Annotated in this window: 14 protein-coding genes; 5 read left to right on the forward strand and 9 right to left on the reverse strand. The window is 54.5% G+C overall.

Going from position 1 to position 26,447, the window contains the following annotated elements; translation table 11 throughout:
- Position 1: 1 nt before the first annotated feature.
- Positions 2-736, forward strand: a complete 735-nt coding sequence (locus Pla22_RS13030; protein ID WP_146514996.1) for a YggS family pyridoxal phosphate-dependent enzyme — start codon at positions 2-4, stop codon at positions 734-736.
- Positions 736-1,011 carry a DUF167 domain-containing protein gene (locus tag Pla22_RS13035; protein WP_146514997.1) on the forward strand — a complete coding sequence of 92 codons (276 nt, stop codon included), beginning with the start codon at positions 736-738 and terminating at the stop codon, positions 1,009-1,011. The genes Pla22_RS13030 and Pla22_RS13035 overlap by 1 nt, the downstream gene beginning before the upstream one ends.
- Positions 1,012-1,058: 47 nt before the next feature.
- Here Pla22_RS13035 and Pla22_RS13040 read toward each other — a convergent pair whose 3' ends face one another.
- On the reverse strand, positions 1,059-1,391 hold the full coding sequence (locus Pla22_RS13040; RefSeq protein WP_146514998.1) for a hypothetical protein: 333 nt from the start codon (positions 1,389-1,391) through the stop codon (positions 1,059-1,061).
- Positions 1,392-1,989: 598 nt separating this feature from the next.
- Between Pla22_RS13040 and Pla22_RS13045 the strand changes: the two genes are divergently transcribed.
- Positions 1,990-3,153, forward strand: a complete 1,164-nt coding sequence (locus Pla22_RS13045; protein WP_242631978.1) for an agmatine deiminase family protein — start codon at positions 1,990-1,992, stop codon at positions 3,151-3,153.
- A gap of 34 nt (positions 3,154-3,187) precedes the next feature.
- Here the strand turns inward: Pla22_RS13045 and Pla22_RS13050 are convergent, their stop codons facing one another.
- The 8 genes from Pla22_RS13050 to Pla22_RS13085 all read right to left on the reverse strand — a co-directional run bounded on the left by Pla22_RS13050 (position 3,188) and on the right by Pla22_RS13085 (position 13,219).
- Positions 3,188-3,643, reverse strand: coding sequence for a hypothetical protein (locus Pla22_RS13050; protein ID WP_146514999.1), 456 nt, complete (start codon positions 3,641-3,643; stop codon positions 3,188-3,190).
- Positions 3,644-3,647: 4 nt separating this feature from the next.
- On the reverse strand, positions 3,648-5,054 hold the full coding sequence (locus Pla22_RS13055; RefSeq protein WP_146515000.1) for an NAD-dependent malic enzyme: 1,407 nt from the start codon (positions 5,052-5,054) through the stop codon (positions 3,648-3,650).
- 110 nt (positions 5,055-5,164) lie between these two features.
- Positions 5,165-6,994, reverse strand: a complete 1,830-nt coding sequence (locus tag Pla22_RS13060; protein ID WP_146515001.1) for a sugar phosphorylase — start codon at positions 6,992-6,994, stop codon at positions 5,165-5,167.
- Positions 6,987-8,198: a glycosyltransferase family protein gene (locus Pla22_RS13065; protein WP_146515002.1), complete on the reverse strand. Its 1,212-nt coding sequence runs from the start codon at positions 8,196-8,198 to the stop codon at positions 6,987-6,989. Before Pla22_RS13065 ends, Pla22_RS13060 begins: the two co-directional genes overlap by 8 nt.
- A gap of 38 nt (positions 8,199-8,236) precedes the next feature.
- Positions 8,237-9,088: an HAD-IIB family hydrolase gene (locus tag Pla22_RS13070; RefSeq protein ID WP_146515003.1), complete on the reverse strand. Its 852-nt coding sequence runs from the start codon at positions 9,086-9,088 to the stop codon at positions 8,237-8,239.
- 192 nt (positions 9,089-9,280) lie between these two features.
- On the reverse strand, positions 9,281-10,057 hold the full coding sequence (locus Pla22_RS13075; RefSeq protein ID WP_146515004.1) for a phosphatase PAP2 family protein: 777 nt from the start codon (positions 10,055-10,057) through the stop codon (positions 9,281-9,283).
- A gap of 286 nt (positions 10,058-10,343) precedes the next feature.
- Entirely contained in the window at positions 10,344-11,570 is a 1,227-nt protein-coding gene (locus Pla22_RS13080; protein ID WP_390620252.1) for a DUF1559 family PulG-like putative transporter, read from the reverse strand.
- Between the two features lie 1,346 nt (positions 11,571-12,916).
- Positions 12,917-13,219, reverse strand: a complete 303-nt coding sequence (locus Pla22_RS13085; RefSeq protein WP_146515006.1) for a hypothetical protein — start codon at positions 13,217-13,219, stop codon at positions 12,917-12,919.
- Between the two features lie 338 nt (positions 13,220-13,557).
- Here Pla22_RS13085 and Pla22_RS13090 point away from each other — a divergent pair, with 338 nt between their 5' ends.
- Positions 13,558-22,719, forward strand: coding sequence for a Calx-beta domain-containing protein (locus Pla22_RS13090; RefSeq protein WP_146515007.1), 9,162 nt, complete (start codon positions 13,558-13,560; stop codon positions 22,717-22,719).
- Positions 22,720-22,758: 39 nt separating this feature from the next.
- Positions 22,759-26,397 carry a Calx-beta domain-containing protein gene (locus Pla22_RS13095; RefSeq protein ID WP_165440635.1) on the forward strand — a complete coding sequence of 1,213 codons (3,639 nt, stop codon included), beginning with the start codon at positions 22,759-22,761 and terminating at the stop codon, positions 26,395-26,397.
- Positions 26,398-26,447: the final 50 nt, after the last annotated feature.

Below are 26,447 nucleotides of genomic sequence, written 5' to 3' on the forward strand. Positions count from 1 at the left end.
GTTGGATTACCAACAAGTCATTGCTCGAGTTGCGCAAAACTGGTCCACAGTCGAAGCCGAGGTCAACAACGCGGTTGCCGATGCGGGACGTGACCGAAACGACGTGCGGGTGGTCGGCGTCACGAAGTACGTGGACGCCGCCGCTACGGCGGCATTGGTAGCGGCTGGCTGTGACCAACTAGGTGAAAATCGTCCTCAAGTGCTTTGGGAAAAAGCTGAATCCGGTTTGATCGCTGATTCTGTGCAGTGGCATTTGATTGGTCACTTGCAGCGGAACAAAGTGCGACGCTCGTTGCAGTACCGACCAATCATCCACTCCATTGATAGCCCTCGATTGCTGGAATGTGTCGCTGAGGAATCACACGCGGCGGGATTCGTTACCCAAGTGATGTTGGAGGTCAACGTCAGCGGTGAAGCAAACAAAACGGGGATGGATCAAGAAACGCTCGAGGTTTTGGTTGAGCGATGCTCAGGTGCAAAGGATGGAGCGTCGTTGCGAAACGTTGAGGTCATTGGATTGATGGCGATGGCGGGATGGGGGACTGATCTTCAAGCTGCTCGTCAACAATTTTTCCTCGTTCGCAAACTGCGAGATCATCTGCGGGCAACCTATCGTTTGCCTTTGTCGCAATTGTCGATGGGCATGAGCGGCGATTTTCAAGCTGCGATCGCTGAGGGCGCGACCATGGTCCGCATTGGAAGTCGACTGTTCGAAGGCGTGATGGAGAAACACTGATGGTGCGTTTGCCCATCCACGTGACCGCTTCGGCCCGGCGCAACCATGTAGGCGGCCAGCACGATGGGGCGCTTCGGGTTCGCGTGACCGCGGTGGCTGACAAGGGAAAAGCAAACAAGGCGATCATGAAACTGCTCGCCAAAACACTCGGGTTGAGCATAAGTCAGTTCGAGATTATCAGCGGTCACACGAACCGTAGAAAAGTGCTTGAGATCCACGAGGCCCCGGACAATCTAGCCGCGACCATTGAACAACTTCAGCAATTGGAATCGTAATTTCATCGAGTTCCAAAGCTCAGGTTCACTGCCTAGCAAACCGAAGTTCAGGACAGGTAATTCACGCCGACAACCAGAGCCGTTAGCAATGCGGCTACAAAGATTGGCAAAGCGTCGTTGGAATCGATTGACGCGATGGAAGCTGCTTGCGGACTAATGTCGCCACGCGAATCTCTTTGGATCGATCGCACAATTCTGAGCGATTGCATGGCAAAAACAACGGCGAGCACTAACCCGATTAGTAACTCCTCGGACATCAGGGAAAGCGGTTTGCCGATTTGGCTAGCCAGCAGTGATCCACCGATGTAGCACAAAAGCGAAACTAAAATCGCGAACGCAAATGATCCAATCAGGTACCCTTTGCGTTCACGCAAGGTCATGCGGTGCCATTCGACTCGGCCCGTGCTTTTCACGTCTTCACATCCGCCGCAGCGTAAATGTCCCGGCCCAAGACCTCCGCTGAGGAAAGGGATTTGAATGCTAATGAGTCCCCCGCACTCCTTGCAGAGTTGCGGCAAGCGTAGCCATCGGCGCGAAGTCTGGTGCAATGTGCTCACGTCGTGCTGAGTGTTTCGTAAGAGGCGAGTTAGAACTGAATGCAACAGTCGGGCGATGGGGATGGCCACGTCTCAATGCAGACGGAGGGACGGACTTCCGAGATTAATCAACTCAGGGGTCACTGGTTGTCCGTCCCAAGCTGATTTGGTGAAATTCCTCGCCATACTTGACGATTAATCCTAATATAATCTCTCAATTTACCTCCGGTGGGAGGATTTCGATACTTTGGAAGCGGGGTGAAAATTTCGTCAAAATCAGTGATTCCAGGAAAACGCGTGAAGACTAGAATCTCGACGATGCAAGTCGCCGAATTCGGTGGTCGTTTGAGAGGTCGTCGGGACCGCTCCGCTGGCACGCCCTCTCTGTCCTTCTAGCCACCAGGGCTATCACTTGATTTACGTCACCATTCGCTGCTACGTCATGACGACGTTGTTGGTACTGCTATCGCACTCGATTGGCAGAGCGGACGAACGTGTCCAAATGGTCCTTGATCCATACGGTGGTGCCCATGTTACCCAGGCTTCGACCAAGCCCTATCCACGTTTGGTCGCCGAGTTTGAGCGCACTCAGGTGCTCATGTTTGGAATTAGCGATTGGCAAGAGCATCACAACGAGATCCTGATCGAGATTGCGGAAAAGACTTCCGGTCGTGTTAACGTTTTGATTCTGTGCAACGACATGTTGCAAATCAAAACCGCTACAAAATGGTTGCTCGACTCTGGGCTCGACTGTTCGCACGTGTACTTTTGCGAAATTCGTTTGGACACAATTTGGCTTCGCGATTTCGGGCCCATCTTTGCGCAAACGGAAAGAGGTGCCCATGTTTTGGATTTCTTCTATGAAGGCACCCGGCCTCGCGATGACAGGCTTCCTGCGGCTTGGGCAAAACGCACCAATGTCAAACATGTCTCGGTTCCCTGGACAATTCAGGGTGGCAATTTGATGTGCAATGGGCAGGGGCTCGGTTTGGTAAGCAATCGGATCTTCGAAGACAATCACATTACTTTCCCGCAGAAACACTACGGGATGAATGCGGAAACCGAACGTCGCAGGATTGTGGTGGATGCTTTTGTAAAGTCATGCAACCTCTCGCAACTTGTGGTACTCGAACCCTTGCAATCGGAACTCACCAAGCATGTCGATATGTTTTCGACTTTCTTATCACCTAACGATGTATTGGTCGCACAACTCGACGCAAGGAAGGATCCTGTCAACGCTGCGATACTTGAACGAAACGTTCAGCGACTATCGAAGGTCCAGGTCGGTGACAAACCCTTGCGAGTGCACCGGATTCAGATCCCGGCGCGTGAGAATACTTCTTGGAGCGCTTACACGAACGCGATCATCGTCGATGATCTGGTGCTAATGCCGATCTTCCGATCGGATCCGCCTATGTTGGTAGCTGCAGCGAAAGCTTCGTATGCCCGTTTGTTGCCTGAGCACACTATCGAGACAATTGACATGACGAGCATGAAGGAACTGCAGGGCGAGCTGCATTGTCTCTCGCTGCACATTCCCAACTTTGTGCCGGTTCCGGATCGTATCTATCCGTTTGCCAACGCGGTCGACGCATACTACCCGTAGTACGTAGGTCTTAGTTCCGCACGGATCGGGCGATCTACCTAAGGCTCGGTTGGCCGGCAACGGTTGGACTTCTTGCAATCGTTTCGCAAGCCGATCGCACCCGTTTGCAAAAGTCTTGCTCGGTCTCTCCGACGACCTGCCACTGGGTAACTGGATCGCAGCGGGCGATGACCGCCAAGCAAATCTCCTCTAATTGCCGCAGGATCGTCCCGCAATGCGAGGTGTTCTCGTGGGAGTTATCGGTTGCGCGCTTGATCAGGCATATCTGGCCATTCTGGGCCGCATAGCGACGGCCGTCGACGTAGGCCCGTCGAAGCTGGAATTGTGAATTGAACTGAAATACGGGGTCCTGGTCCCAGTACAGGCTCATTTCACCGCCGACGCGGAAGCCGACAAAGACTTCGCTGCCCGCTATTATCGCCTGTCCCCGCAAGGGCATCGCGGTTGCATCACGCAACAGGTTTTCTCGCTCGGAGGTGTGTTTGGCCACGCGACTACGTTGCCTTTCTCGCCACACCGGTGTCGATGGCAGCCTGCGCTACCGCACTGGCCACTAGCTTTGCCACTCTTCGGTCGAACACACTTGGAACAATGTATTCCGGATGCAAGTCGTTTTCGGGGATGATGTCAGCGATCGCGCAGGCTGCTGCGATCTTCATCTCTTGGTTGATTCGACTCGCTCGCACATCTAAAACTCCACGGAACAAACCTGGGAAACACAACACGTTGTTAATTTGGTTGGGATAGTCCGAGCGGCCCGTCGCAATCACTCGCGCGTGCTTAGCGGCGAGTCGAGGAGCAATTTCGGGGTCCGGATTCGCTAAACCGAAAACAATCGGATCGGAATTCATCGTTTGAATGTCTTCAGGCGTTAGCACATCTTTCGACGATACTCCGATGAAAACATCGGTTCCCGGCATCACTTCGGAAAGCGAGCCAGCCTTGTTTTGAGTATTGGTGTTTGCAGCAAGCCATTGCTTTAAATCGGTTAATCCTTCGCGTGCTCCGTGGATCGCACCTTTACGATCGCAGACCACAATTTGATGGATGCCCGTGGATATCAACAGCTTCGTGATCGCTGCACCCGCGGCACCCGAACCGTTGATCACGACGCGAATGTCTTCCCGCTTCTTATCAACGACTTTAAGCGCGTTGTTGAGCGCAGCCAAAACAACGATCGCTGTTCCGTGTTGATCATCATGGAAAACGGGGATGTCGAGTTCTTCGATCAGGCGTTCTTCGATGTCAATGCAGCGAGGAGCCGAGATGTCCTCGAGGTTGATACCGCCAAAGGTAGGCGAAATTGCTTTGACGATCCGCACAATCTCGTCAGGGTCTTGAGTATCTAGGCAGATGGGAAACGCATCGACGCCTCCGAATTCTTTGAACAGAATAGCTTTGCCTTCCATTACGGGCATGGCTGCTTTGGGTCCGATGTTTCCAAGCCCTAGTACGGCCGAACCATCTGAAACAACCGCTACGGTGTTGCGTCGAATCGTGAGCTTGAATGCCGCTTCGGGGTCTTCCGCGATTGCGGTGCACACGCGGGCAACTCCCGGTGTGTAAGCCATCGAAAGATCGTCACGGGTCTTCACCGGGACTCGCGACGTAATCTCTAGCTTGCCACCTAAGTGCAACAGAAAAACTCGGTCCGATACGTGCACCACTTCTAGGTCGGGCATCTCTCGCAGTCTGAGAACAACCTCTTCGCCGTGCTCGACGCTATTGACGTTGATGGTGATGTCGCGAGTGATATGGTTTTCGCTGGCATCGACCACATCGACCGCGCCGATCGAAGCATCCATACCGCCAATAGTCGAGGTGATCATTCCGAGAAACTTTGGCTGGTCGGGATAGCATAGTCGCACGGTGATGCTGTAACCCGGACTGTTGTGACTCATGAATGTGGCTCGAAATGAAGGGGGTAATGGAAAGCGGAGATTCTAGCGAATTCGCTGCTGATCACGATGCGGGGTCCGGTCTCGCAGAAGACCACAACTTGCTGGCCCGATTACTGTCGATTGGTAATCCAAAGGCATTGATAAGGTGCCACGTCGATTGATTCGGTGCCCTCATCAAGTTGACAACCGGAAATGGCGTCGTGCCAAGCGTCGGTGGAAATGAGGTTCAGGTCCGAAAGGCGAAGTTCTTGGACCTCGTCGGTCATGTTGTGAACGCAGAAAATGCTTTGGCTGCGGTCAGTGCTTTGGCGCCAGAACGCAAAGAATGCATCACTGAGATGAAGTGTGAACTGAGTGGCGTTAGGGTGAAAAGGAGCCAATCGACGCCGGATCTTGGTCCGTCGCGTCAGCTCCTGGAACACTTTCGCGTGAACTGATTTCGGGTCATTGAGTTGAGCTTGAAGTTTCGGCCAGTTCCATTTGTGGCGATTGATACTGCGGTTGTGACCCGAGGCGGTCACTCCGACTTGATCATTGGGAGTGGCAAGTAGGCTGTGGATGTAGAACGCCGGAATTCCTTCCAGCCCTAGCATCACCGTCTGGGAACACAGAAAACGTTCGATTTGCCACTGATCTTTCCCGGAAACCGTTCCTTGCAATGCATCGAACAAGGACACATTGAGCTCGTAGACTCGTTCGCCGCCATCAGCCGTGCGACGTGTCGAGACTTGGCCTCCAAACAAACGCACCGTTTCAACTAACTGCAGTTGCTCTTCGTCCGAAAGCAGCCCCTCGGCGGGACGCATGCCGATGCCATCATGCGAAGCGGTAAAGTTAAGGTACGTGCAACCGACCGGTGCCGGCGGCATCGTCATCATCCAGCGTTTGAGATAAGTCGTTTTGCCGGTCAACAGAGCATTCACCAGCAGCGGCGCAAGACTGAAGTTGTAGACCACGTGAGCTTCGTTGCGATTTCCGAAGTAAGTCAGGTTTTCGTGGTTGGGCACATTGGTTTCTGTGATCAACCATGTCCCCGGGGCAAACGAATCCGTGACGGTTCGAATGAGCTTGACCACTTCGTGCGTTTGAGGCAGGTGCATGCAATTCGTGCCGGGTTCCTTCCATAGGAAACCAACGGCATCGAGACGGAAAATACTGACGCCGCGCTGCAAGTACAGGCGAATGATCTTCAAGAATTCAATCAAGACTTGAGGATTGTGAAAGTCGAAGTCAACCTGATCATGGCTGAACGTGCACCAAACGTGCTTGAGTCCAGCCTTGGTTTCCGTGGGACGCAGCAAAGACGACGCTCGCGGTCTTACCACCGCGGACAGATCATCGCCCACGTTCGCTTCCATGAAATACGACGCACCGGGCTCAATGGCGTCGCGGTAATTCTTGAACCACTTGCATTCCGATGAAGCGTGGTTGATGACCACGTCAGCCATCAGGCGATAGTGATCGGTAAGCTTTGATATCTGCTTCCAATCACCCAACGCAGGATTGACTTCGGTGTAGTCGATCACCGCAAAGCCGTCGTCGGAACTGTACGGGCAAAAAGGCAGTACGTGGACCGCGCTAACCGCGTCCTTGAGTTGTTGATCGAGAAACCTATGCAAGACATCGAGAGGGACTGCATCACCGTCAACGAGTGAATCGCCGTAGGTGATCAGCAGGCAATCCGACTGCGACCATAATTGGTGAAGCGGTTGAGATTCTTGGGGCTGCAGATCGTCAAAAATCGCGACCACCGAATCGGCCAACGCCGTGGGGTCTTGATCTGGATAGAGAAAGCTTAAGTGTTGGCAGAGTTGTGCATGAACAGCGGATTCATCGTTCTGCACGGCTGAGCGATCTTCGAGCGGTTGGTCTTGATGCAGCTTGCGCTGGTTGAGTTTGCGTTGGTGTTCCTTGCTCGAGGACGGCTGCGAATCAGTCATTGTCGGTTTCCACGGCGCCTAAGATCTGGTCGTAAATGTCAGGGATCGCACTCGTCACGCGCGACCAATTGTGAATGAATGGGCTTTCGTCAGGTCGATTGAGAAACTCATCGCCCGCCGCCAGCAGGACGCGACTAAACAATTCGACCGTGAGTTCTTCTTGGTGGCGATCGAGCGTCAATCCGCTCATCACCGCATCGTTGTGGTAGTGATCCACAACGTCTAAAGCGGTTCGGTAGTAACATGCTTTTAACGTTCTGATCATGCTGCTGCTGATGTCGATTCCCTCGACCGCGAGCTTGCGAATGAACGCTTTGCAAATATCGTTGGCCATCCGGTGCAACCCGGCGGTTCGGTTGTCTTCCGATAGCACTTGGTGCTTATGGTCGTACGAGTCGGCAATGTCCACTTGGCAAATGCGATTCAAATTGCAGTTGCGGTACATTTCCGAAAGGGTTCCGATTTCTAGTCCCCAATCGCTTGGAAAACGAAGCGATGACACCACGTCGGATCTCATCGAGAATTCACCGGACAATGCGTACCGGAAGCTGCCCATGTAATCGAGGTACTCGACTCGTCCGAGCACTTTCTTTAACGCTCGGATCAACGGAATGACTAGCAATCGGAAAACGCGACCGTTCAGCTTTCCATCAGCTGCGCGGTAGTAATAGCCTTTGCAGAACTGATAGTGAAACGATGGGTGCGCCAGCGGGTATAGAAGCCGAGCGGGCATGGCCCGGCTGTACGTTAGGATGTCACAATCGTGCAGCGCCACCGCCTTGGATTTTCCCGACGCTAAGAAATAACCTAGGCAATACCAGACGTTACGTCCCTTGCCCAATTGGTTCGGTGAAAGTCCCTCGGCTTGCAACGTTGCGTCCACGTGCCTTAGCCGGGTTCCATCGTTCCAAAGCACGACGTACTTCTGGGGCAGTTTCTGGAAAAATCGCTTCGCGTTTTCGAACTGTTGTTCATTGGCACGATCCAGCCCAATGATGATCTCGTTGAGGTACGGGATCTTGGCTAGTTCTTCGACGATATGACCCATCGCCGGCCCTTCGAGTTCCGAATACAAGCACGGAAGCAAAAGCGACATCGGAGTCTCGGTTGAAAACTCCACCAGCTCTGACTCTAGCTCTTCGGTGGAACGATTCCGCAGATTGTGCAGCGTTCCAATGATTCCATTTTGCGCAAAGTCGGCCATTGTTTTCCGTTCGGTCGGTCTTAGGGGAGATCAAGTATTCAACGGGGAAACGCGTCCAGTCGCAACAGCAACTCACTAACGGCTTGTGACCAGCCCTCTGCGCCTTGCTTAGTGGCAACGATTCCGCGATTCAAATCTATGTTCACACCAAGGCCGGCCTTGGTGGGGATACCAATCGGTACGTCGGCAACGTCAAGCATGCTTTGGTCGATGGGACTATCACCGATCGCAGCCGTGACTGTTTGAGCGTTATTTTGACCATCACCTGATGAGGCAATATCAAGGGCGGGAATATTTTGAACGGCCCATTGTTGAGCGACACGTTGCATCGCCTTGCCTTTACTGGCGTGCCCGGCGACATGCCAAAACCGCCCACCACGCGTTAGGGTCAGGTGATGATCCTGGATCGCCGCTTCAAAGTCGAGCCGACGTTCTTCGGTGTCATCCCACAGCAAAGGTTCCGTTCCCTGCCGCTGCAAGGCCATCGAAGCTTGGTCACGTGGCAGTTGAGTTTCGGCAATCACGCCGTCAAGACCCAGGTCAACAAACGAACGAAAGCTAAAGTTTGGCTTGAGCTGACGCAGCACTGTCAGGATTTGATCGCGTGGAACGCCGATGACTTCAGAGGTTCCCGACGATTCGCCCGAGTCGATTCCCCAGCGAATCACCGAACCATTTTCAGATATAAACGTTTGTTCGTTTAAGTTCAATTCCGTCGCCAGTTGAGTCATCTCTGGCACCGTCTTGCTGGAATTCATGATCACGGGCACGCTGAGTTCCCGTAATCGGCTTAACGTCGCAGCGGCGGCCGACCAATCGTAGTCGTGCTTATTGAGCAAGCATCCATCGAGGTCGGTGAAGATGATTAAGGAGGGCTTCGGTTTTTGCATCCGCAGAGTTTAGGCTACCGAACGCGCGGTGACCACAAAGCGAGCATTAAGAATTAACTTTCTCGAGCACTCCGGTCACCGTGACCGTCTATTGCTATAAGCGTTGGTGCAAACCGCCCATCGGCAAAGTCTTGATGGGGGCCGGGCAACGCCTCATTAGCACCCTCTTCTTATGCCAGATTACTGTTTGTCTTACGCCGGATAGCTCTTTGCATCGTCATTGCTCTGGGCATCGTTATTGCTCTGGGCATCGTCGCCCTCGACTTTATTCCGTTTTTGAAGCCAACGTGCGACGATCCAGCATAACAACGCCCAGACTAAACCAGCGATCCAGCCCGCCAACACATCGGTGGGATAGTGGACACCGAGATAAACGCGGCTGAGGCCGACGATGAACGTTAGCAGACATGCCACGGCCAATATGTAAATCTTAAGTGAGCGATTGGGCAGAACGCTGGCGACCAGGGTTCCCAGCGTTAAGTAGACCACTGCCGACAACATTGAATGTCCGCTCGGAAAGCTGCTGGTGTGAACGATCGATAAGTGAGGAACGATGTCCGGTCGAGGCCTCGCAAACACCTGCTTCAAGGCCAGGCTGATAACGAGACCACTGAAGGTCGAAAATACGAGAAACAGCGTCATGTGTTTCTTTTTGTCGATCCACAGGTATCCAGCGATTATAGCGGTGAAGAGCGTTAACGCTCCAACGCCTCCCAGCGCCGTGGCGTCACGTCCCATTTCTTGCAAGAACGGAGGTCCGATCGGTGTGGCCGGATCGTCGGGCTGTCGCATCAACCGAACAATCCACTTGTCCAACGCCAGCGTCTCGCCTTCGAGCACCTCATCAGCGAGTTGGATAAAGGCCCACGCTGCAACCACGATGATGAGCACCATCGCCAACAACGCTGGCTCGCGACCGCGAAGCCACTGGAAGAGTCGACTTAACCATTGCCACACATTTTCCAGCATCTTGAACAGCTATCCTTAGAGTCAGAGAATCGAATGAGCACCTTTGCCGTCGGTGCATCAGCGATCGCGATCGCTTGCATGTCACGCCCTGGCTGCCACTGCGTGACATGCAAGGGATCGGCTACTGCATCATAATATCTGACTTGTTCCATTCGGTTGGCATCCGTTTAACAAATTGCGACGGTTAAGCAGCGCATAAAAAAAGACCGACTGGCTGGTCCGCCGGTCGGTCTTGCTATTGAACGTTCCTTGCTATTGAACGCTCGAAGTTCGACGTCGAAGTCGATTAGAGTTCTTGGTCAATCACTTCACGGCTGGCACGAGTGCCCAGTGCGCCCCACAAGCCATACGGGCTCTTTTGTCCAGGAGCACTATCGCCGATGCCGTCGAGCTGAACCGTAGGAGTGTTCGAGTCGCCAGCATCAATCGAGTCAGAGATAAAGCGGACCGCTCCATCACCCATGAGGATATGCACGCCACCGAGGTGACGACTGCTCGATGACAACATGCCTTGACCAGTATCAAAGAACGTCACGCATAGTTCCGTATTGGGTGGCAGGATGGTGTTCATGCTGCTGTAGGTTGCCGTTCCACTGGCCCATCGGTAACCCCGGCCTTGATTGGCAGCCGCAAGTACAGTCACGTTTGGATCCCAATACTTAGGCCGCTCAACATCAATGTCGTTTCGGCAGAACAACGGTTCATCACTCGCAGGGCCGAAGCCGATGAGGGCGCGGGCAAGGGTGCGGATGTCGCGATCACCAATGTCCGTCATGATCTCACCTGCGGCGATGGTATTCGAAAGGCCGTCGATGACATCGCGAAACTTGATCTCTTTGCGAGTTTCAAAGAAGCCGCGTCCCGACGCTCGCATTTCTTCAACTCGATCTGGTGCAAGCTCGATGGTGCTGTAGTACGGACCATCGGCATGAAAGGAGTTCGCATCTCCCAAGCACGCGGCGTAGTTGGTGCGTCCCATCGCGGGTAAGCCAACACCCGGATCGCTAGGGCAGCGAAGCATGGGGATTTCCGTCATCCATGGTTGGTACGCAGTGTTGCGTGTGTTGATGCCACTGCCGTATTGGTTGTCTTCGTCAGTGATGGTCGGTCCCATCGCTGGCCACGGCACGGCTCGCGTAGTTCCCGGTGCAGCCAAATCGACAAAGTTGGGATTGCTGATTTGTTCCCAGATGCCTTGCTGTTCTGCGAAGGGCATCAATCCCACCAGCCATCCCAGGGACAACTGGTTGGCTTCATCGGTCGCACGGTACCAAGCTCGTGCGCCGGGCGGAGTCTGGGTCCCGCCCATTTGGGTCGGGCAATTCTTGAAAGCTGCATGGTAGTTGTGCAGTGCAATTCCAAGTTGTTTGAAATTGTTGCTGCAGCTCATTCGGCGGGCTGCTTCGCGAGCAGCTTGGACGGCAGGCAAAAGTAGCCCCACCAACACGCCAATGATTGCGATCACAACCAATAGTTCGACCAACGTGAACGCATTTCGTTTGCGTGAACTCAAAGGAAACATTCTCTATTCCTAAATTTGTGTATCAATAGAATTTAAAGTTTCCGCCTTGATGTCTTGTATTGTTGCGTGCCTAAATCGCAACATTCGAATTCGCTTTCTCAGCCCTCGTCGTCGGCTGAGCCTCCCCTCATTTGTGCTTCGAGGTCTAGGTTCTTTTTTTCGATGGTGGAGAGTTGGTAGTCCTCGCCAGGCAAGATGATAGAGGGATCCGTAGAGCCCCCGCAGCCACTCAGTGCCGCGCTGGAAGCGATCACGATGAGTAGAAATTGGTAACGTAGTGAAACGAACACTCGACTAATCCTTAAAGTGCGAAACAGCTAGTAAGCCCACGCGAAACGACACGAAGAACGGTTATCGACATCGATCTCGCGGAGCCAGAAATGCAATGGATAAACCAACTTGTAGCGCAACTTTAAATCTTGGATAGACCTAAAAATGCACTTTTCACTTAAGGGAAGCTGCTACGCCTACATCCGCAAGCTTGGGCTAGATCCGCACATCTGTGTGCACTTCAAAATCGCGAAGATCGAACGGTCGTGATTGTCCAACGCGACATGCTTTATCCGGTGCAAGCACTTGATTGCGTTGCGCGAACATCGTGTAAGCAGTCCTGGTTGGGGGGATGACTGCACCTTTCGCAAATCTGAATTTGATTGCCACGATGGTGCCTCAAGGACAGCCATGCACGGTCAAGTGATGATGACGTTCACCGACAAGTCAGCGTCGAGGGATAAACGATGCATCGTTCGCCCAAGTTGCGAATCGCGGACAAGGCTCATGGTGGGGCAATCGGTAAGGCGCATTGGTACGACTCGTCGTGACGGTTTCTTAAGGCAGTTCCCCGTGACCGTTCCCCTTGATAGCTCGAGATGACAGATTGCGGGCAGTGGGGCGCGACCACTGCATTCGTCATCCCCGCCGCAACCCCTCATGCCGTTGACTTGATGGGGTGCTTCTTTCGCCGACGAAGCAACCATCGCCGACATTGCTTCCGTAAACGGCTCGCGTAGTAGGACAACGCACTCAACGCACTCACTCATTCAGGGCGGCCGGTCCACTCGGTCTGGTCTACTAGGGCCCGTCCTTTCAAGCCTGTTCATTCGATCGCGTTCATTCGATCGCGAAGGAAGCTCAAAGCAGAAGAGATCCACCGCGAGTATGGCGTCAATGACCGCATGGGATAACATCGCGTGGATGTAAAGATGCTAGGCCACCAGGAACGTGAGGCTAGCTTTGTTGAAGCAGAACACGGTGAAGCAGAGCACGATGAAGCAGAATACGAAGCGATCTGCGGTACTGTCGTCAGCAACCGCGATACTGGTCGTGATGCTTTGTCTCTAAGATTCAACGATGGAATACAGGCCACCGCCTTCGCGGCGAATCTTGCCTTTGTTTTCGAGTTCGCGCCAGATCTCTTTGGGAAATTGATCCGGCGGTCGGATGGCTCCGATCTGCGACGAGTTCCCCGAGGACATCGGTCCGTAGCCCAAGCTCGATTCATCGTCGAGCCGCATCAACTTTAGTCGTTTGCGAAACGCCTTCATCGCCAAACGCAACTCCTCCTTAGACGGTGGCTCAGCTACGGGTTCAGGCGACGCTGGGGTTTGAGGCACGTCGGGATCGTTGGTTGGGTCATTCAAGGGTGTTTCCTCTAGTTTGGAGAGAAGTCATGGATGAACTCCCTATCCTACATCACGTAGGGACGCCGAACAGAGTTGGCCTAGAAACCGCTAGCGAGATCCAAGCCGCCACTCCTTCAGGCCGCCAGGGTTCCAAGCGCAACGAAGATTGACTTCTTGAAAGACGCTTGGGAACTACGGCGAAGGTCCCAGAGTCTGAGAGGGCTGCGAGTGGGGGCTTGAGTCGCCTTATTGCGGCTTACGGTTAGCCCTGGGGATGGGCGGCGAGAGTACGGGGCGGTACGATCAAACGGGTAGTCTAGGCGTTTTGGGGCGTGTGGTGGTTGAGGGATAGAAACATGAGTTTTGCGAGACGTGCTGCTTTGAAACATCAAAAGGGAAACCGTGCCGTGGGAAATCGTGTCGTAAAGAATCGCCTTTTTGGCAACCGTCTTTCGGGACAGCGTCGTCGACGGCTGAATTTCGAGTCGCTCGAGAATCGACGAGTGCTAGCGGCGATTGCCTCGGGGCAAGAGTTGACTGACTCATTGGCCATCGGGCAAACCGAGTCGTTCGAGTTTTCGCTTGCTCAGCCGGGACTGATCCGCGTGGCGGTGGGTCAGACATCGGGCGCCGTTGGGAATCCTAACGTGACGATTCTAAACGCTAGCGGTTCGGTGATCGCGGGGCCGACCACGGGCACGGACGATGTAACGCTTGAGTTATCCGGGCAACCCTCGGGAGCCTACACGGCGGTCGTTTCTGATGCCAACAACGATGAGACTCTGGATTACCACATTCGCTTGCTGACGTTGCCGGGAACCCCATCAGCCATCACGGGCCGGGATTCAATTTCGTTGGGCAATGGGCAGCGTGTCGCCGCCAGTGTTGATGTGGGAAGCTTCAACTTTTATCAGTTCGCCGTGCCCGCGGACGGTACTTTTCGTTTGAGCGTTGGGCAGGACGCGGGAGCTCCCGGGCGACCCGAGCTAACTGTCTTTGGTCCAGACGGCATGGTGATCTCTGGTGCAAGCAGCGGAACCGATGATGTGACGACTCAGATCACCGGTTTAACCGGTGGAACCTACACCGCGGTGGTCGCTGAAACCAACAATGACGCTGCGATGGACTACTACCTTCGCTTATTGACCATTCCGGGGTCACCGCAAGCGATCGTCGGACGCGACACCACTTCTTTGTCCAATGGGTCCGAGATCAGTGCGACCGTCGAAGTCGGCGGGTTTAATTTTCATTCGTTCGACGTCGCCGAGGGCGGTGCCGTTCGTTTCACTGTGGGCCAAGATGCGGATGCCTCGGGGCAACCTGACTTGACTGTTTTCAACAGCAGCGGCGCGATCGTCTTTGGCCCGTCGAGCGGAGCGGACAATGCTTTTGCTCAGTTAACTGACTTGCCCGCGGGAACTTATACGGCTTTAGTTGCGGACGCCAACGGCGATGAACCGTTGGACTATCGGGCACGCTTGCTGACCCTGCCGGGATCTCCTGCCCCGATTACCGGGCGCGATCAAGTGGCGTTAGGGAACGGGCAAGAGTTTCAATCGAGCCTTGAAATCGGTGGATTGAATTTTCATCAGTTCACTCTTGGCGAAGCCGGTACTTTCCGGGTGAGCGTAGGGCAAGACTTGGCGGCAGTGGGCGGTCCCGAGCTGACGATTTTTGATTCCACCGGGACCATCATCGCCGGGCCAACGCGAGGCAATGATGACGCTACCATTCAGCTCATCAATCAACCGGTCGGCACCTACACTGCGGTAGTAACGGAAACGAATAGCGACGAGACGCTGGATTATCGAATCCGGCTGTTGAGCTTGCCTGGTACTCCAACACCGATCGGAGGCCGCGATTCGGCATCGCTTTCCAACGGCGGGGAAGTCGTTGCGTCAACTGACGTAGGGTCATTCAACTTTCATCGCTTCACACTCGATGCCACCAGCACGGTACGAATTGCCGTGGGACAGGACGATGGGGAAGTTGGCCAGCCGCAATTCACGGTCTTCGACGACGCGGGCGATATCTTGTTTGGGCCATCCAACGGTAACGACGGTGTTTCCGCTGTGCTGGCGGATTTGCCTTTGGGAACCTACACGGTCTTAGTCGAAGACGCCAATAACGACTCAGCATTGGACTACCGTATTCGCATGCTGGCATTGCCCGGTACGCCGCAGCCCATCGCGGGGCGCGATTCGGATGCGCTGGGCAACGGAGAAGTCTTTGCGACGCAAGTTTCGGCGGGAGAATTCAATTTTCATCGCATCGTGCTCGACGAGCCCTCGACGTTTCGCTTTAGTCTGGGACAGGATGCCGATGCCGTTGGAAACCCTGAACTGACAATCTATGGTCCCGACGGCAGCATCGCCTTTGGTCCTCAGAATGGCACCGATGAAATTTCGTTCCAAGCGACACTAGCCGATGCGGGGACTTACACGGCGGTTGTTACTGACGCGAATAGTGATTCGTCGATGGCGTATCGAGTTCGGTTACTTGTTTTGCCTGGGACGCCGCAGACCATTGATGGGAACGATTCTGTCTTGTTGACCAGCGGACAAGAAGTGAGTTCGACCGTGGATGTTGGTGGCTTTCATTTCCACAATTTTACCGTGGATTCGTTAAGCACGGCTCGTTTGTATCTCGGTCACGACTCAGGGTCGTTGGGTCAGCCTGAATTGACGGTCTTTGCTGCCGATGGGTCGGTCGTTCGTTCGGCGATTAGTGGTACCGACGATATTAGTGTCGAGTTGGCCAATTTACCCGCGGGTGATTACGTGGCGATGGTTACGGACGTCAGTAGTGACGTTGCGATGGACTATCGATTGCGATTGCTTACGTTGCCCGGTACTCCTACGTTGCTGAGTGCTAGGGATCGAGAGCTCGTCGATGGAGCAACGGTGTTGTCTACCGTTCCGGTGGGCAGCTTCACGCTGTTTCCGTTTAAGGCAACCGCCGGCGATAACGTGCTCGTTCGTGTGTCCAAGGATGCCACGACTCCCGATGCGGAACCTCGCGTCGATATCTTCGATTCCAATGGATCGCTCGTGATTTCACAGGGTGACACCTCCGTTGCAAACGCCAGTTTTACGATTTCTGAAAACGGAACTTACTACGCCATTGTTACCGATGGGAACAATGACGAAGCGATGACCTTCTCGGTCACGGCGTCGGGTAACAATGCGCCGCCGTCGACCGTAACCATACGTCAAGCATCACAGGTGGTCGACGAAGACGCAGGCACCGTGTCGTTTGATATTGATTTGGACTTCCCATCGGCTACCGAAGTTACCGTACCACTTGCTTTGTCTGGAACAGCTACCGAGGGTAGCGACTACACGATTTCCACGAGCACCGTTACCATTGCTGCGGGATCAAGCACCGCGAATGTCACGCTTTCGATCGTAGACGATTTTGACGATGAGGCTGACGTAGAAACGGCGGTTGTCACGATGGGGACCGTGACGGGCGCGGTGAAAGGAGTCGGCGTGAGTCACACGTTGAGCATCAACGACAATGACGATCCACCAGCGATTGTCTCAGTCAGCGCAGCTAGCCAAGAAGTCGACGAAGATGCGGGAACAGTATCGTTTGATATATTGCTGTCCAAGCCTTCGCCGTTTGCCATCAACATTCCCTTCACGTTGACGGGAACGGCAACTCGAGGTGGCGATTACACGTCACCGCCTAGCCCCATCACCATTGCAGCCGGCGAGACCTCATTGACGGTTTCGATTACTGTTCTTGACGACAGTGAGGATGAAGCAGATCAAGAAACGATCGTCATGACACTTGAAACACCCGATCGCGCGGACCTTGGTGCCTCAGTCGTTCACACCGTTACGATCAATGACAACGATCAACCGCCACCGATGGTGAGTATGGCGGCTGCATCCCAGAGCGTTAACGAAGACGTTGGGAACTTGACATTCGATGTGGCTTTAACGTCAGCAAGCGCAAGCGAGGTAACGGTACCGTTTACTGTCTCAGGCACAGCGACCGATGGTAGCGATTTCACATTGACAACAACGTCGCCGCTTACGTTTGCCGCGGGATCTACCACGCAAACGGTCACTATCGCAGTTGCTGATGATTCTGAGCTTGAATCTAGCGAAACCGTGATCGTGACCTTAGGGACACCGACCGGCGCGAGCTTGGGGACGGCGATCACTCACACCGCGACAATCGTTGACAACGAAGTGGCCCCACCGACCGTGAATTTCACTTCGGTTCCGCAAGCCTCGACTGAAAATATTGGCTCGTTCTCGGTTAGCATTGGATTATCAGAGGCATCCACGGAAGCCATCACGATTCCTTTCGCACTGGGCGGAACCGCGATTCGTGACACGGATTACACAGCTCCAACGGACTCCTTCACGATTCCAGCGGGGGCAACATCCGCGACGATCACGGTAACGGTGATTGATGATGCCATCGACGAACCCGATGAAACGATCTTGATCACGTTGGGCGAAGCTTCGGGAGTGCAGCTAGGGACGAACATCCAGTACACGCTGACCGTTCTCGATAACGACGATCCCGTCGTGAATCCGCCTACCGTTGGATTCTCCACCGCGAGCACAAATTTCACCGAAGCAACTACCACCGTGGTGATTGACGTGGAATTGTCGGCAACGACGACGTTTGAAGTGACTGTGCCCTTCACCATCACGGGCACGGCCACCAACGGAGTCGACTACACGATATCGAGTAGCCCCATCACCATTGTCGCTGGATCATCCACGGGAAGCATCACCGTGATGTATCTCGATGACTCGATCGGTGAGGCATCCCAGGAAACGATTGTCTTGACTTTGGGCACTCCCACTGGGGCTGATCTTGGAACGGACACCGTCCACACACTGACGATCACCGACAACGAAACGGTTCAGCCATCCGTATCGTTTGGATCTGCTAGTCAGACGGTGAATGAAGATGCTGGATCCGTCACATTTGACGTTGTGCTTTCGACGGCGTTAACCGAAGCGGTCGAGGTCACGTATAGCGTTAGCGGCACCGCTATCGGTGGCAGCGACTTTACAATCACCGATAGCCCCATCACTATTCCCGCCGGATCAACGAGTGTTCCGATCACATTGAATGTGATCGACGACGCGATCGATGAAACTGATCAAGAGACTGTTGTCGTGACAATCACGGGTGTGGTTGGTGCGAACCTTGGGGCCTCGGTCGTTCATACGGCCACCATTGTTGACAACGATGATCCGCCGCTGAGCGTTAGCATGGATGTGACAGGGACCGCTGGTGGCGAAGGGATCGGATCGTTGCAATTCGAGTTGAACTTGTCTGCGGTGTCCACCACTGACGTCAGCATTCCATTCACCTTGTCGGGCACCGCAACCGATGGGAGTGACTTCACGGTTCCCGTAAGTCCGGTCACGATTGCGGCAGGCGAAACGTCGACCACGTTTACGATCACCGTCCTGGACGACTTGATCGACGAGGATGACACCGAGACGGTCATCATCAACTTCGGTACTCCCGTCGGTGCTGTGTTTACCGGATCGACTACCCACACGGCAACCATCTCTGACGACGACGCGATCGAACCCACCGTGTCGATTTCATTGGCGGATCAAACGGCAAGTGAAAGTGATGGAACTGTTTCATTCAGTGTGGTGTTATCACAGGCTTCCGATCAAGCAATCACCATTCCGTTTACGTTAGGAGGAACCGCGACGCTCACGGATGATTTCACGATCACGTCGAGTCCGCTTTCCATACCGGCCGGTGTAACATCCCTGGACGTAGAGATTGCGTTGGTTGATGACGATGTCGATGAAGCTGATCAAGAAACCTTGGTGGTAACATTGGGAACGCCAACCGGAGCGGTGCTGGGAACCTCAATTGTTCACACGCTAACGATCAACGACGACGACGCGATTCTGCCGACGGTGGATGTCAGTGTGGCGAGCCAAACGGTTAGCGAAGACGCTGGCACAGTTACCTTTACGGTCAACTTGTCCGAAGCGTCCGATGTTGATGTATCAGTCCCGTTCACCGTCACGGGGACAGCCGTTTCTGGCAGCGATTTTACGATCACCGCAAGTCCCGTCGTCATCACCGCGGGTTCAACGTCGGCCACCATCAATGTGGGTGTGATCGACGATTCGATTAGCGAAACGAGTTTGGAAACGGTAATCGTGACGCTCGGAACCCCAACGAACGCTAATTTGGGGACATCCGTCGTTCATACGGTTTCAATTAGCGACAACGAACCTTTGCCGCCAACCGTGAACGTGACGCCAATCACTCGCACGGAAGATGAGGACGTTGGGACGCTCTCGTTTGACGTGACGCTTTCGGAAGCATCGACCCAAGATGTTTCCATCCCGTTCACGCTATCAGGGACGGCGACTAGCGGAGTCGACTACACATTCACGGCGAGCCCGTTGACGATCGTGGCTGGTCAAACGTCGTTCACCGCGGTAATCACAATTCTGAATGACACGATCGAGGAAGACGATCAGGAGTCCATCATCGTTACGTTGGGTGAGCCTACCGGTGCGACCCTGGGAACCGACGCGGTATTCACGGCGATCATCAATGACAACGACAAACTCACGGGAACTGTCGAGTTTAGTGCGTCAGGTCAAACGGTGAACGAAGACGTCGGTACGTTTACTTTCGACATTGTGCTTTCAAACGCTTTGTCGTCGGACGTAACGATTCCGTTCACTTTAAGTGGCGCGGCCACCAATGGTGTTGACTACACCATCACTCAAAGCCCCGTAACCATTCCAGCCGGTCAGACATTAGCAACCGTGACGGTGGTCGTAACCGATGACACGTTTGACGAAGAAAACGAACGCGTGATCGCAACGCTTGGAACACCCACCGGTGCAACGCTAGGGCTAATGACGGTTCACACGGCAATCATTACTGACAACGATGATTCCAGCCCTGTTGTCAACATCGCCAACGCATCGCAATCGGTCAGTGAGGATGCGGGGATCGTCGCGGTCACGGTGACCCTTTCGGTGGCGCTTTCGAGTCCTGTGTCAGTTCCTTTTACTTTGTCAGGAACAGCCACTAGTGGAAGCGATTACTCGTTTGCAAACAGTCCAATCGTAATCCCAGAAGGCGTGACCACATTCACTGCCTTCGTGACCATTTTGGAAGATACGATTATCGAAGATCCCGAGACCGTGGTCGTCACGCTGGGCACTCCTGATCTAGCCGCACTGGGTTCGTCCAGCGTTCATACGATCACGATCACGGACAACGATGTAACGGGCGCAACACCCGCTGTGAACGTCAGCGTCGCGTCCCAGAGTGGAAGTGAATCGGTGGGGACGCTGACCTTCAACGTGACGTTGTCAAACACTTCCGCAACGGATGTTACGATTCCGTTTACCGTTAGCGGAACGGCGACCGATGGCACTGATTTTACGATCACGGGATCGCCAATCACGATCACTCCTGGTTTTCTTTCTGCTCCGATTGTGATCACGCTAACTGATGATGTGGACGTCGAGTCGGACGAAACAGTCGTCGTAACGCTGGGGACTCCCATCGGTGCGACCTTGGGTTTGACGACGGTCCATACCGCAACCATCGTCGATGACGATAGTGCGACCTTGCCTACGGTTAACGTTAGCGCGGCGTCTCAATCGGGTTCGGAAGACGCGGGAACGCTGACTTTTGATGTGACGCTTTCGGCGGCATCCGATCAAGACGTGACGGTGCCGTTCACGGTGACGGGAACAGCAACCAGCGGCGATGACTTCACCATCACATCGAGTCCGGTAACGATTCTTGCGGGGGCAACAACCGCGACAGTAACGATTAGCGTTGTTGATGATACGTTGGTGGAAAGTGATGAAACCATCGTGATCACGCTGGGAACCCCAACGGGTGCGACACTTGGCGCAAACGTCGTCCATACGGCGACCATCACCGATAACGAAGTTGCAGTTCCCGTGGTCAACATCAGTTCGATCTCCCAAGTGGGTGCCGAGGGTGCGGGGACGTTCTCGTTTCAAGTCACGCTTTCCTCTCCAAGTGATACTTTAGTGTCGGTGCCATTCACCGTTACCGGAACAGCGGTTCGAGGAGCTGACTACGCGATTTCGGCAAGCCCGATCAACTTTTCAGCCGGGGTCACGTTAGCGACTCTGACTATCACGATCACGGACGACTTGATTGATGAGGACGATGAAACCGTAATCATCACCTTGGGGACTCCGACGGGCGCTACGCTGGGGACTGATATCGTTCATACGCTGACGATTGCTGATAACGATGTGTCACCACCCGTTGTCAACGTTGGATCTGTATCTCAAAGCGTCGGCGAAGATGTTGGCACTCTTTCGTTCGATGTGGTGTTGTCCGAGGCCGCGGCCGTTAACACGAGCATCCCCTTTACCGTGTCCGGTACCGCGACGGACGGCAGTGACTTCACGATCGCTTCGAGCACAGCAACCATTGCTGCTGGTAGTACTACGGCGACGGTGACGATCACGATTATCGATGATTTGATTGACGAGGTGGATGAAACGATCGTTGTCACTTTGGGAACTTCTGCGGGCGCAACCCTCGGCAGTTCGGTAGTTCACACGGCCACGATTACGGACAACGACGATCCACCACCGGTGATTGTGATCACGTCGGGAATCCCAGCCGGATCGTCTGACGACGGCATCGATGGAAAGGGGACACCTCCGACGTCTTGGGCGAATCAGCGTAGTACTTTGCGAGTGGCCGAGTTTGACCTTGGTACGCCGCTGACGGCAGTGCCGACGCCCGCTGATCTAACCTTAACTAATAAGGGAGTCGGTGGATTAGAAACTGGGACATTCATAACGTTGCAAGCCAGTCAGATCACGATGAGTACTGACTTGACCACGTTGACCCTTAACTTTGACGCTGGCCAATTGACCGATGGTGTCTATGAACTGGTCATCGGATCAACAGTGACCGGTGGCGAACCCATCGTGATCACGGGCACACGCGAGAACAAGTTCTTCGTGCTTACCGGTGACTTCAATGGAAGCGGCATTGTCGACAATCGCGACTTTACAACGTTTGCCTATTGGTTCTTGAACACGACGCCGCCGGAATACGTCGACTTACGGACGCCCGTTGGCATCAACGCTCAAGACTTCGTAATTTTCTTGGATCATTTTGGCGAAAACATGTTCCCCGAAGCGGATGCGAGTTCGTCGCTCGCGTTGTCATTGGATCAAGCGGAGGGTGAAGCCCTGCTCGCGTCGTTGGTACAACCCGCTGACGTCAACGGCGACGGGGTGGTGAACGCTCGAGACGCATTGAACGTGATCAACCGCATGTCTCAGGGGAACACGGAAAGTGACGGCGGGTTCTCGTCCTTCGATGCGAATCGCGACGGAAAGATTTCTGCTGCTGACGCGTTGTTCGTTATCAACCGACTTCCGCAGGTCAGTGTGCCGGTGCCTGAACCGGAGGATGACGACGAAGCTAGCATTGTCGACCAACTGCTTGCCAATGAAGCCTTCATCGAAGAACTATTCTAGCTCGCCGACTCTTCTTTCAACTTGATTACAATCTGATCCATGAAACGTCGATCCAAAAATAATCGTCCCACCCGTCGTCGCTTGCGCACTGAGTTGCTTGAAGATCGGCGTTTGTTAGCGGTGTTGGGGTTTGCGCCCACGGACAATGAATCCTTGTCCAATGGCCGCTTGTTTGTCGATGCGGGTGAAACGATCAGTTTGACCGTGACCGCGTCGGCTGACCCAGGTCAAACCACTCCATCCGAGATTGCAAACTACGCACTTAATCTGACCAATAGCACATCGGGATTGCAGTTTGCCAACTTCGTGATCACCGACAGTGTGTTCACTCAGGCCCTCGACACAGAGATTTCCGATCGAGTGGTCTCGGCAGCCGCGCCGGTGGGAATGGGAACCGATTCATTTCCGGTTCCTCCTTCACGAGTGCTGGGTACGTTCGACGTCACGATACCCGCCGGAGCAACGATCGGTGATCTGTTTACGCTGACCGCCGATTTCGACGGCGTGCTCTTCCCCACCAACTTGATCGATCCGACCGATACCGAGATTCCGATCACCGACTTCGGTGATTTTGTGTTCGAGGTTGGCACGCCCGTGGTGACGACCGGTGTGGATTTGGAACTAGTTCCCGGCAGTGGCGTGGGGACAATCACCGAAGAGATTTTGACGGGCGACACGACGCCAACGACCGTGATTACGGTTGCACCGGGAGCAGTGTTTACCGTCAGTGCCCAGATCGATTCGGCTCCGGCGCCGGTTCGCGGTTACGCACTCAATTTTCAGGAGTCCGATGACGATTTGGTGTTTGGTAATTTTTCCGTTACCGGCAGCAAGTTCTCGAACATTGTGCCGGGCGAAACAGGCCTGGACTCCGAAGCTGACGACTTCATCTTTTCGGCAACGTTGCCAGCGGGTGAAACTTCCACTCCGGTGCCGCCAGCAGAAATTCTTGGTTCGTTCACGGTCACCGCGCCAAGCGTCACTGCGGTTACGGAATACCGCCTCACCATTAATTTCACCGCTGATGCGTTGACGCGTACGTTCGTCACTGACGCGAGCGGCGAGCAGCAGATGCCAATCGATGATTTTGGGGACCTGATCATTCGAGTCCAGCCGGCCACTGTTGTGCTACCGACCGTTAGCGTCACGGTGGCACCGGCAAGCGTCGATGAGGACGGGACCGACAACTTGGTTTATACGTTCACGCGAGCGGGCGGATCCGACAACTCCCAGCCACTCGTGGTCAACTACACGACCTCGGGAACAGCTTCCGCTGCGGATTTCACGGGAACTGCTGCCAATGTGACCATTCCCGCCGGTGCCACGACCACAACTGTAACGGTCGATCCCACCGCCGACACGGATGTGGAACCTGACGAAACGGTCATTTTGACCATTACCGCCGATGCGGCGAACTACAGCATCGGAACGGCATCCGCCACCGGGACAATCGCGAATGACGACACCGCTGCTGTGTTACCCACGGTAAGTGTCAGTGTTGCACCAGCGAGTGTGGCCGAAGACGGTACTGCGAATTTGGTCTACACATTCACTCGCACCGGAGGCAGTGACAATTCCCAACCCCTAGTAGTCGAGTACACGACGACGGGAACCACATCACCGGGCGACTTCACGGGCGCGTCGACCAGCGTCACTATTCCCGCGAACGCGACCACGGCTACCGTTACGATTGATCCGACAGCCGATGCCGTGTTCGAGCCAGATGAGACAGTGATTTTGACCATTGTTTCGGGGACGGGGGTTTACACCATTGGAACGGCGTCGGCGACGGGAACCATCACCAATGATGACGCAGCCACCGTACTACCGACGGTCAGCGTCACGGTCGCTCCCGCGAGCGTCACCGAGGATGGTACCGCGAATTTGGTTTACACGTTCACACGCAGTGGTGCGACAAGCAATTCACAACCTTTGGTGATTAATTACACCACCACGGGAACTGCATCGAGCGGCGACTTCACTGGAACGGCAGCCACGGTCACGATTCCCGCAAACGCGACGACTGCGACCGTGACAGTAAATCCTACAGCGGACACAACCGTTGAACCGGATGAAACTGTGATCTTGACCATCACCGCCAACGCCGCCAACTACACCATCGGGACGGCAAGCGCCACGGGGACGATCACCAACGATGACTCCGCTACGGTTTTGCCGACGGTTAGCGTTACGGTCGCACCGTCATCGGTTACTGAGGATGGTACGGCGAATTTGGTTTACACCTTCACACGCAGCGGGGCGAACGACAACTCGCAACCGCTCGTCGTCAACTACACCACCTCTGGCACTGCCTCGGCAAATGACTTCGCGGGGACTTCAACCAGCGTGACGATTCCCGCAAACGCGACCACGGCCACGGTTACTGTGAATCCGACGGCCGACACGACGGTGGAACCGGATGAAACCGTCATTCTTACCATTACCGCCAACGCCGCCACTTATAGCGTTGGCACTGCATCGGCGACGGGCACTATCGCCAACGACGATACCGCCGCAACATTACCGACCGTTAGCGTGGCGGTCGCGCCGACAAGCGTTACTGAAGATGGAACGGCCAACCTTGTTTACACGTTCACACGCGCCGGGGGCAGCGACAATAGTCAAGCATTGGTGATCAACTACACGACTTCGGGAACAGCGTCCGCCTCTGATTTCACGGGAACGTCGACAAGCGTGACGATCTCAGCGGGAGCGACGACAGCAACCGTTACGGTTGATCCGACTAGCGACACGGTTGTTGAACCTAACGAAACAGTGATTTTGACCATCACCGCCAATACAGCCGCTTACACCATTGGCACGGCTAGCGCGACCGGAACCATCACCAACGACGATACGGACCCAACGGGCGACAATGTGACGTTCGTCAATGGCGTTATCACGGTTCAAGACGGGGGCGACATCGAGTTCTTCCGGTTTGGTGGCGTCGGCGACATGTTCGTTCGTGTCGATGGTGTGATGAGCGGTCCGTTCGCGAACCCGTCGAAGTTGGTTGCGTTCGGGAACGCTGGCAACGATTCGATCGTCGTCGTGCCCAACACGATGAACATTCCCACCGAGTTCTTTGGTGGTGATGGCGACGACATGATTTTCGGAGCGGGCGGCAACGACATCATCGTGGGCGGGGCAGGCACGGACCTGCTGTTCGGTCTCGGCGGCACAAACACGATCACACAAGACACTCCAACGACAGCCGCTGCAACCGTGGCAACGTCGAGTTCGACTACCGCATCGGCAGCCGCGCGGGTCGCGACTTCACAGATCGAAACCGGCTTGTTGGCAACGAACCTGGATGCAACGAACCCGAATGCAACGAGCTTGAATGCAACGAACCTTGATAGCCCCACCGATGTCAACGCGGATGCTCAGGTCAGTGCCAGTGATGCGATGATTGTGATCAATCGGTTGCAAACCGAGGGAAGCGGCGAAGGAGAGTCGCTGGCAACGGTCGGCGTGTATCCCGATGTTAACGCTGACAATCGGGTGAGTGCCTCGGACGCAATCATGGTTATCAACGAGTTAGAAAACGCTGCTGCTTCGGTTCGTGAAACACAACTGGCAAGCAACGAGTCGTACGTGATGTATCCAGCGTCGGACGCGGATTCCGACGACGAACGAGACCAAATTCTCGCGAATACGGACCATTGGCTGTTCTAAACGCATCTAAGTCATGGCGCCAAGCTCGGTAGTGGCCGGGCAAACACCGC

Origin of the sequence: Rubripirellula amarantea (genome assembly GCF_007859865.1) — a bacterium.
Taxonomy (GTDB): domain Bacteria; phylum Planctomycetota; class Planctomycetia; order Pirellulales; family Pirellulaceae; genus Rubripirellula; species Rubripirellula amarantea.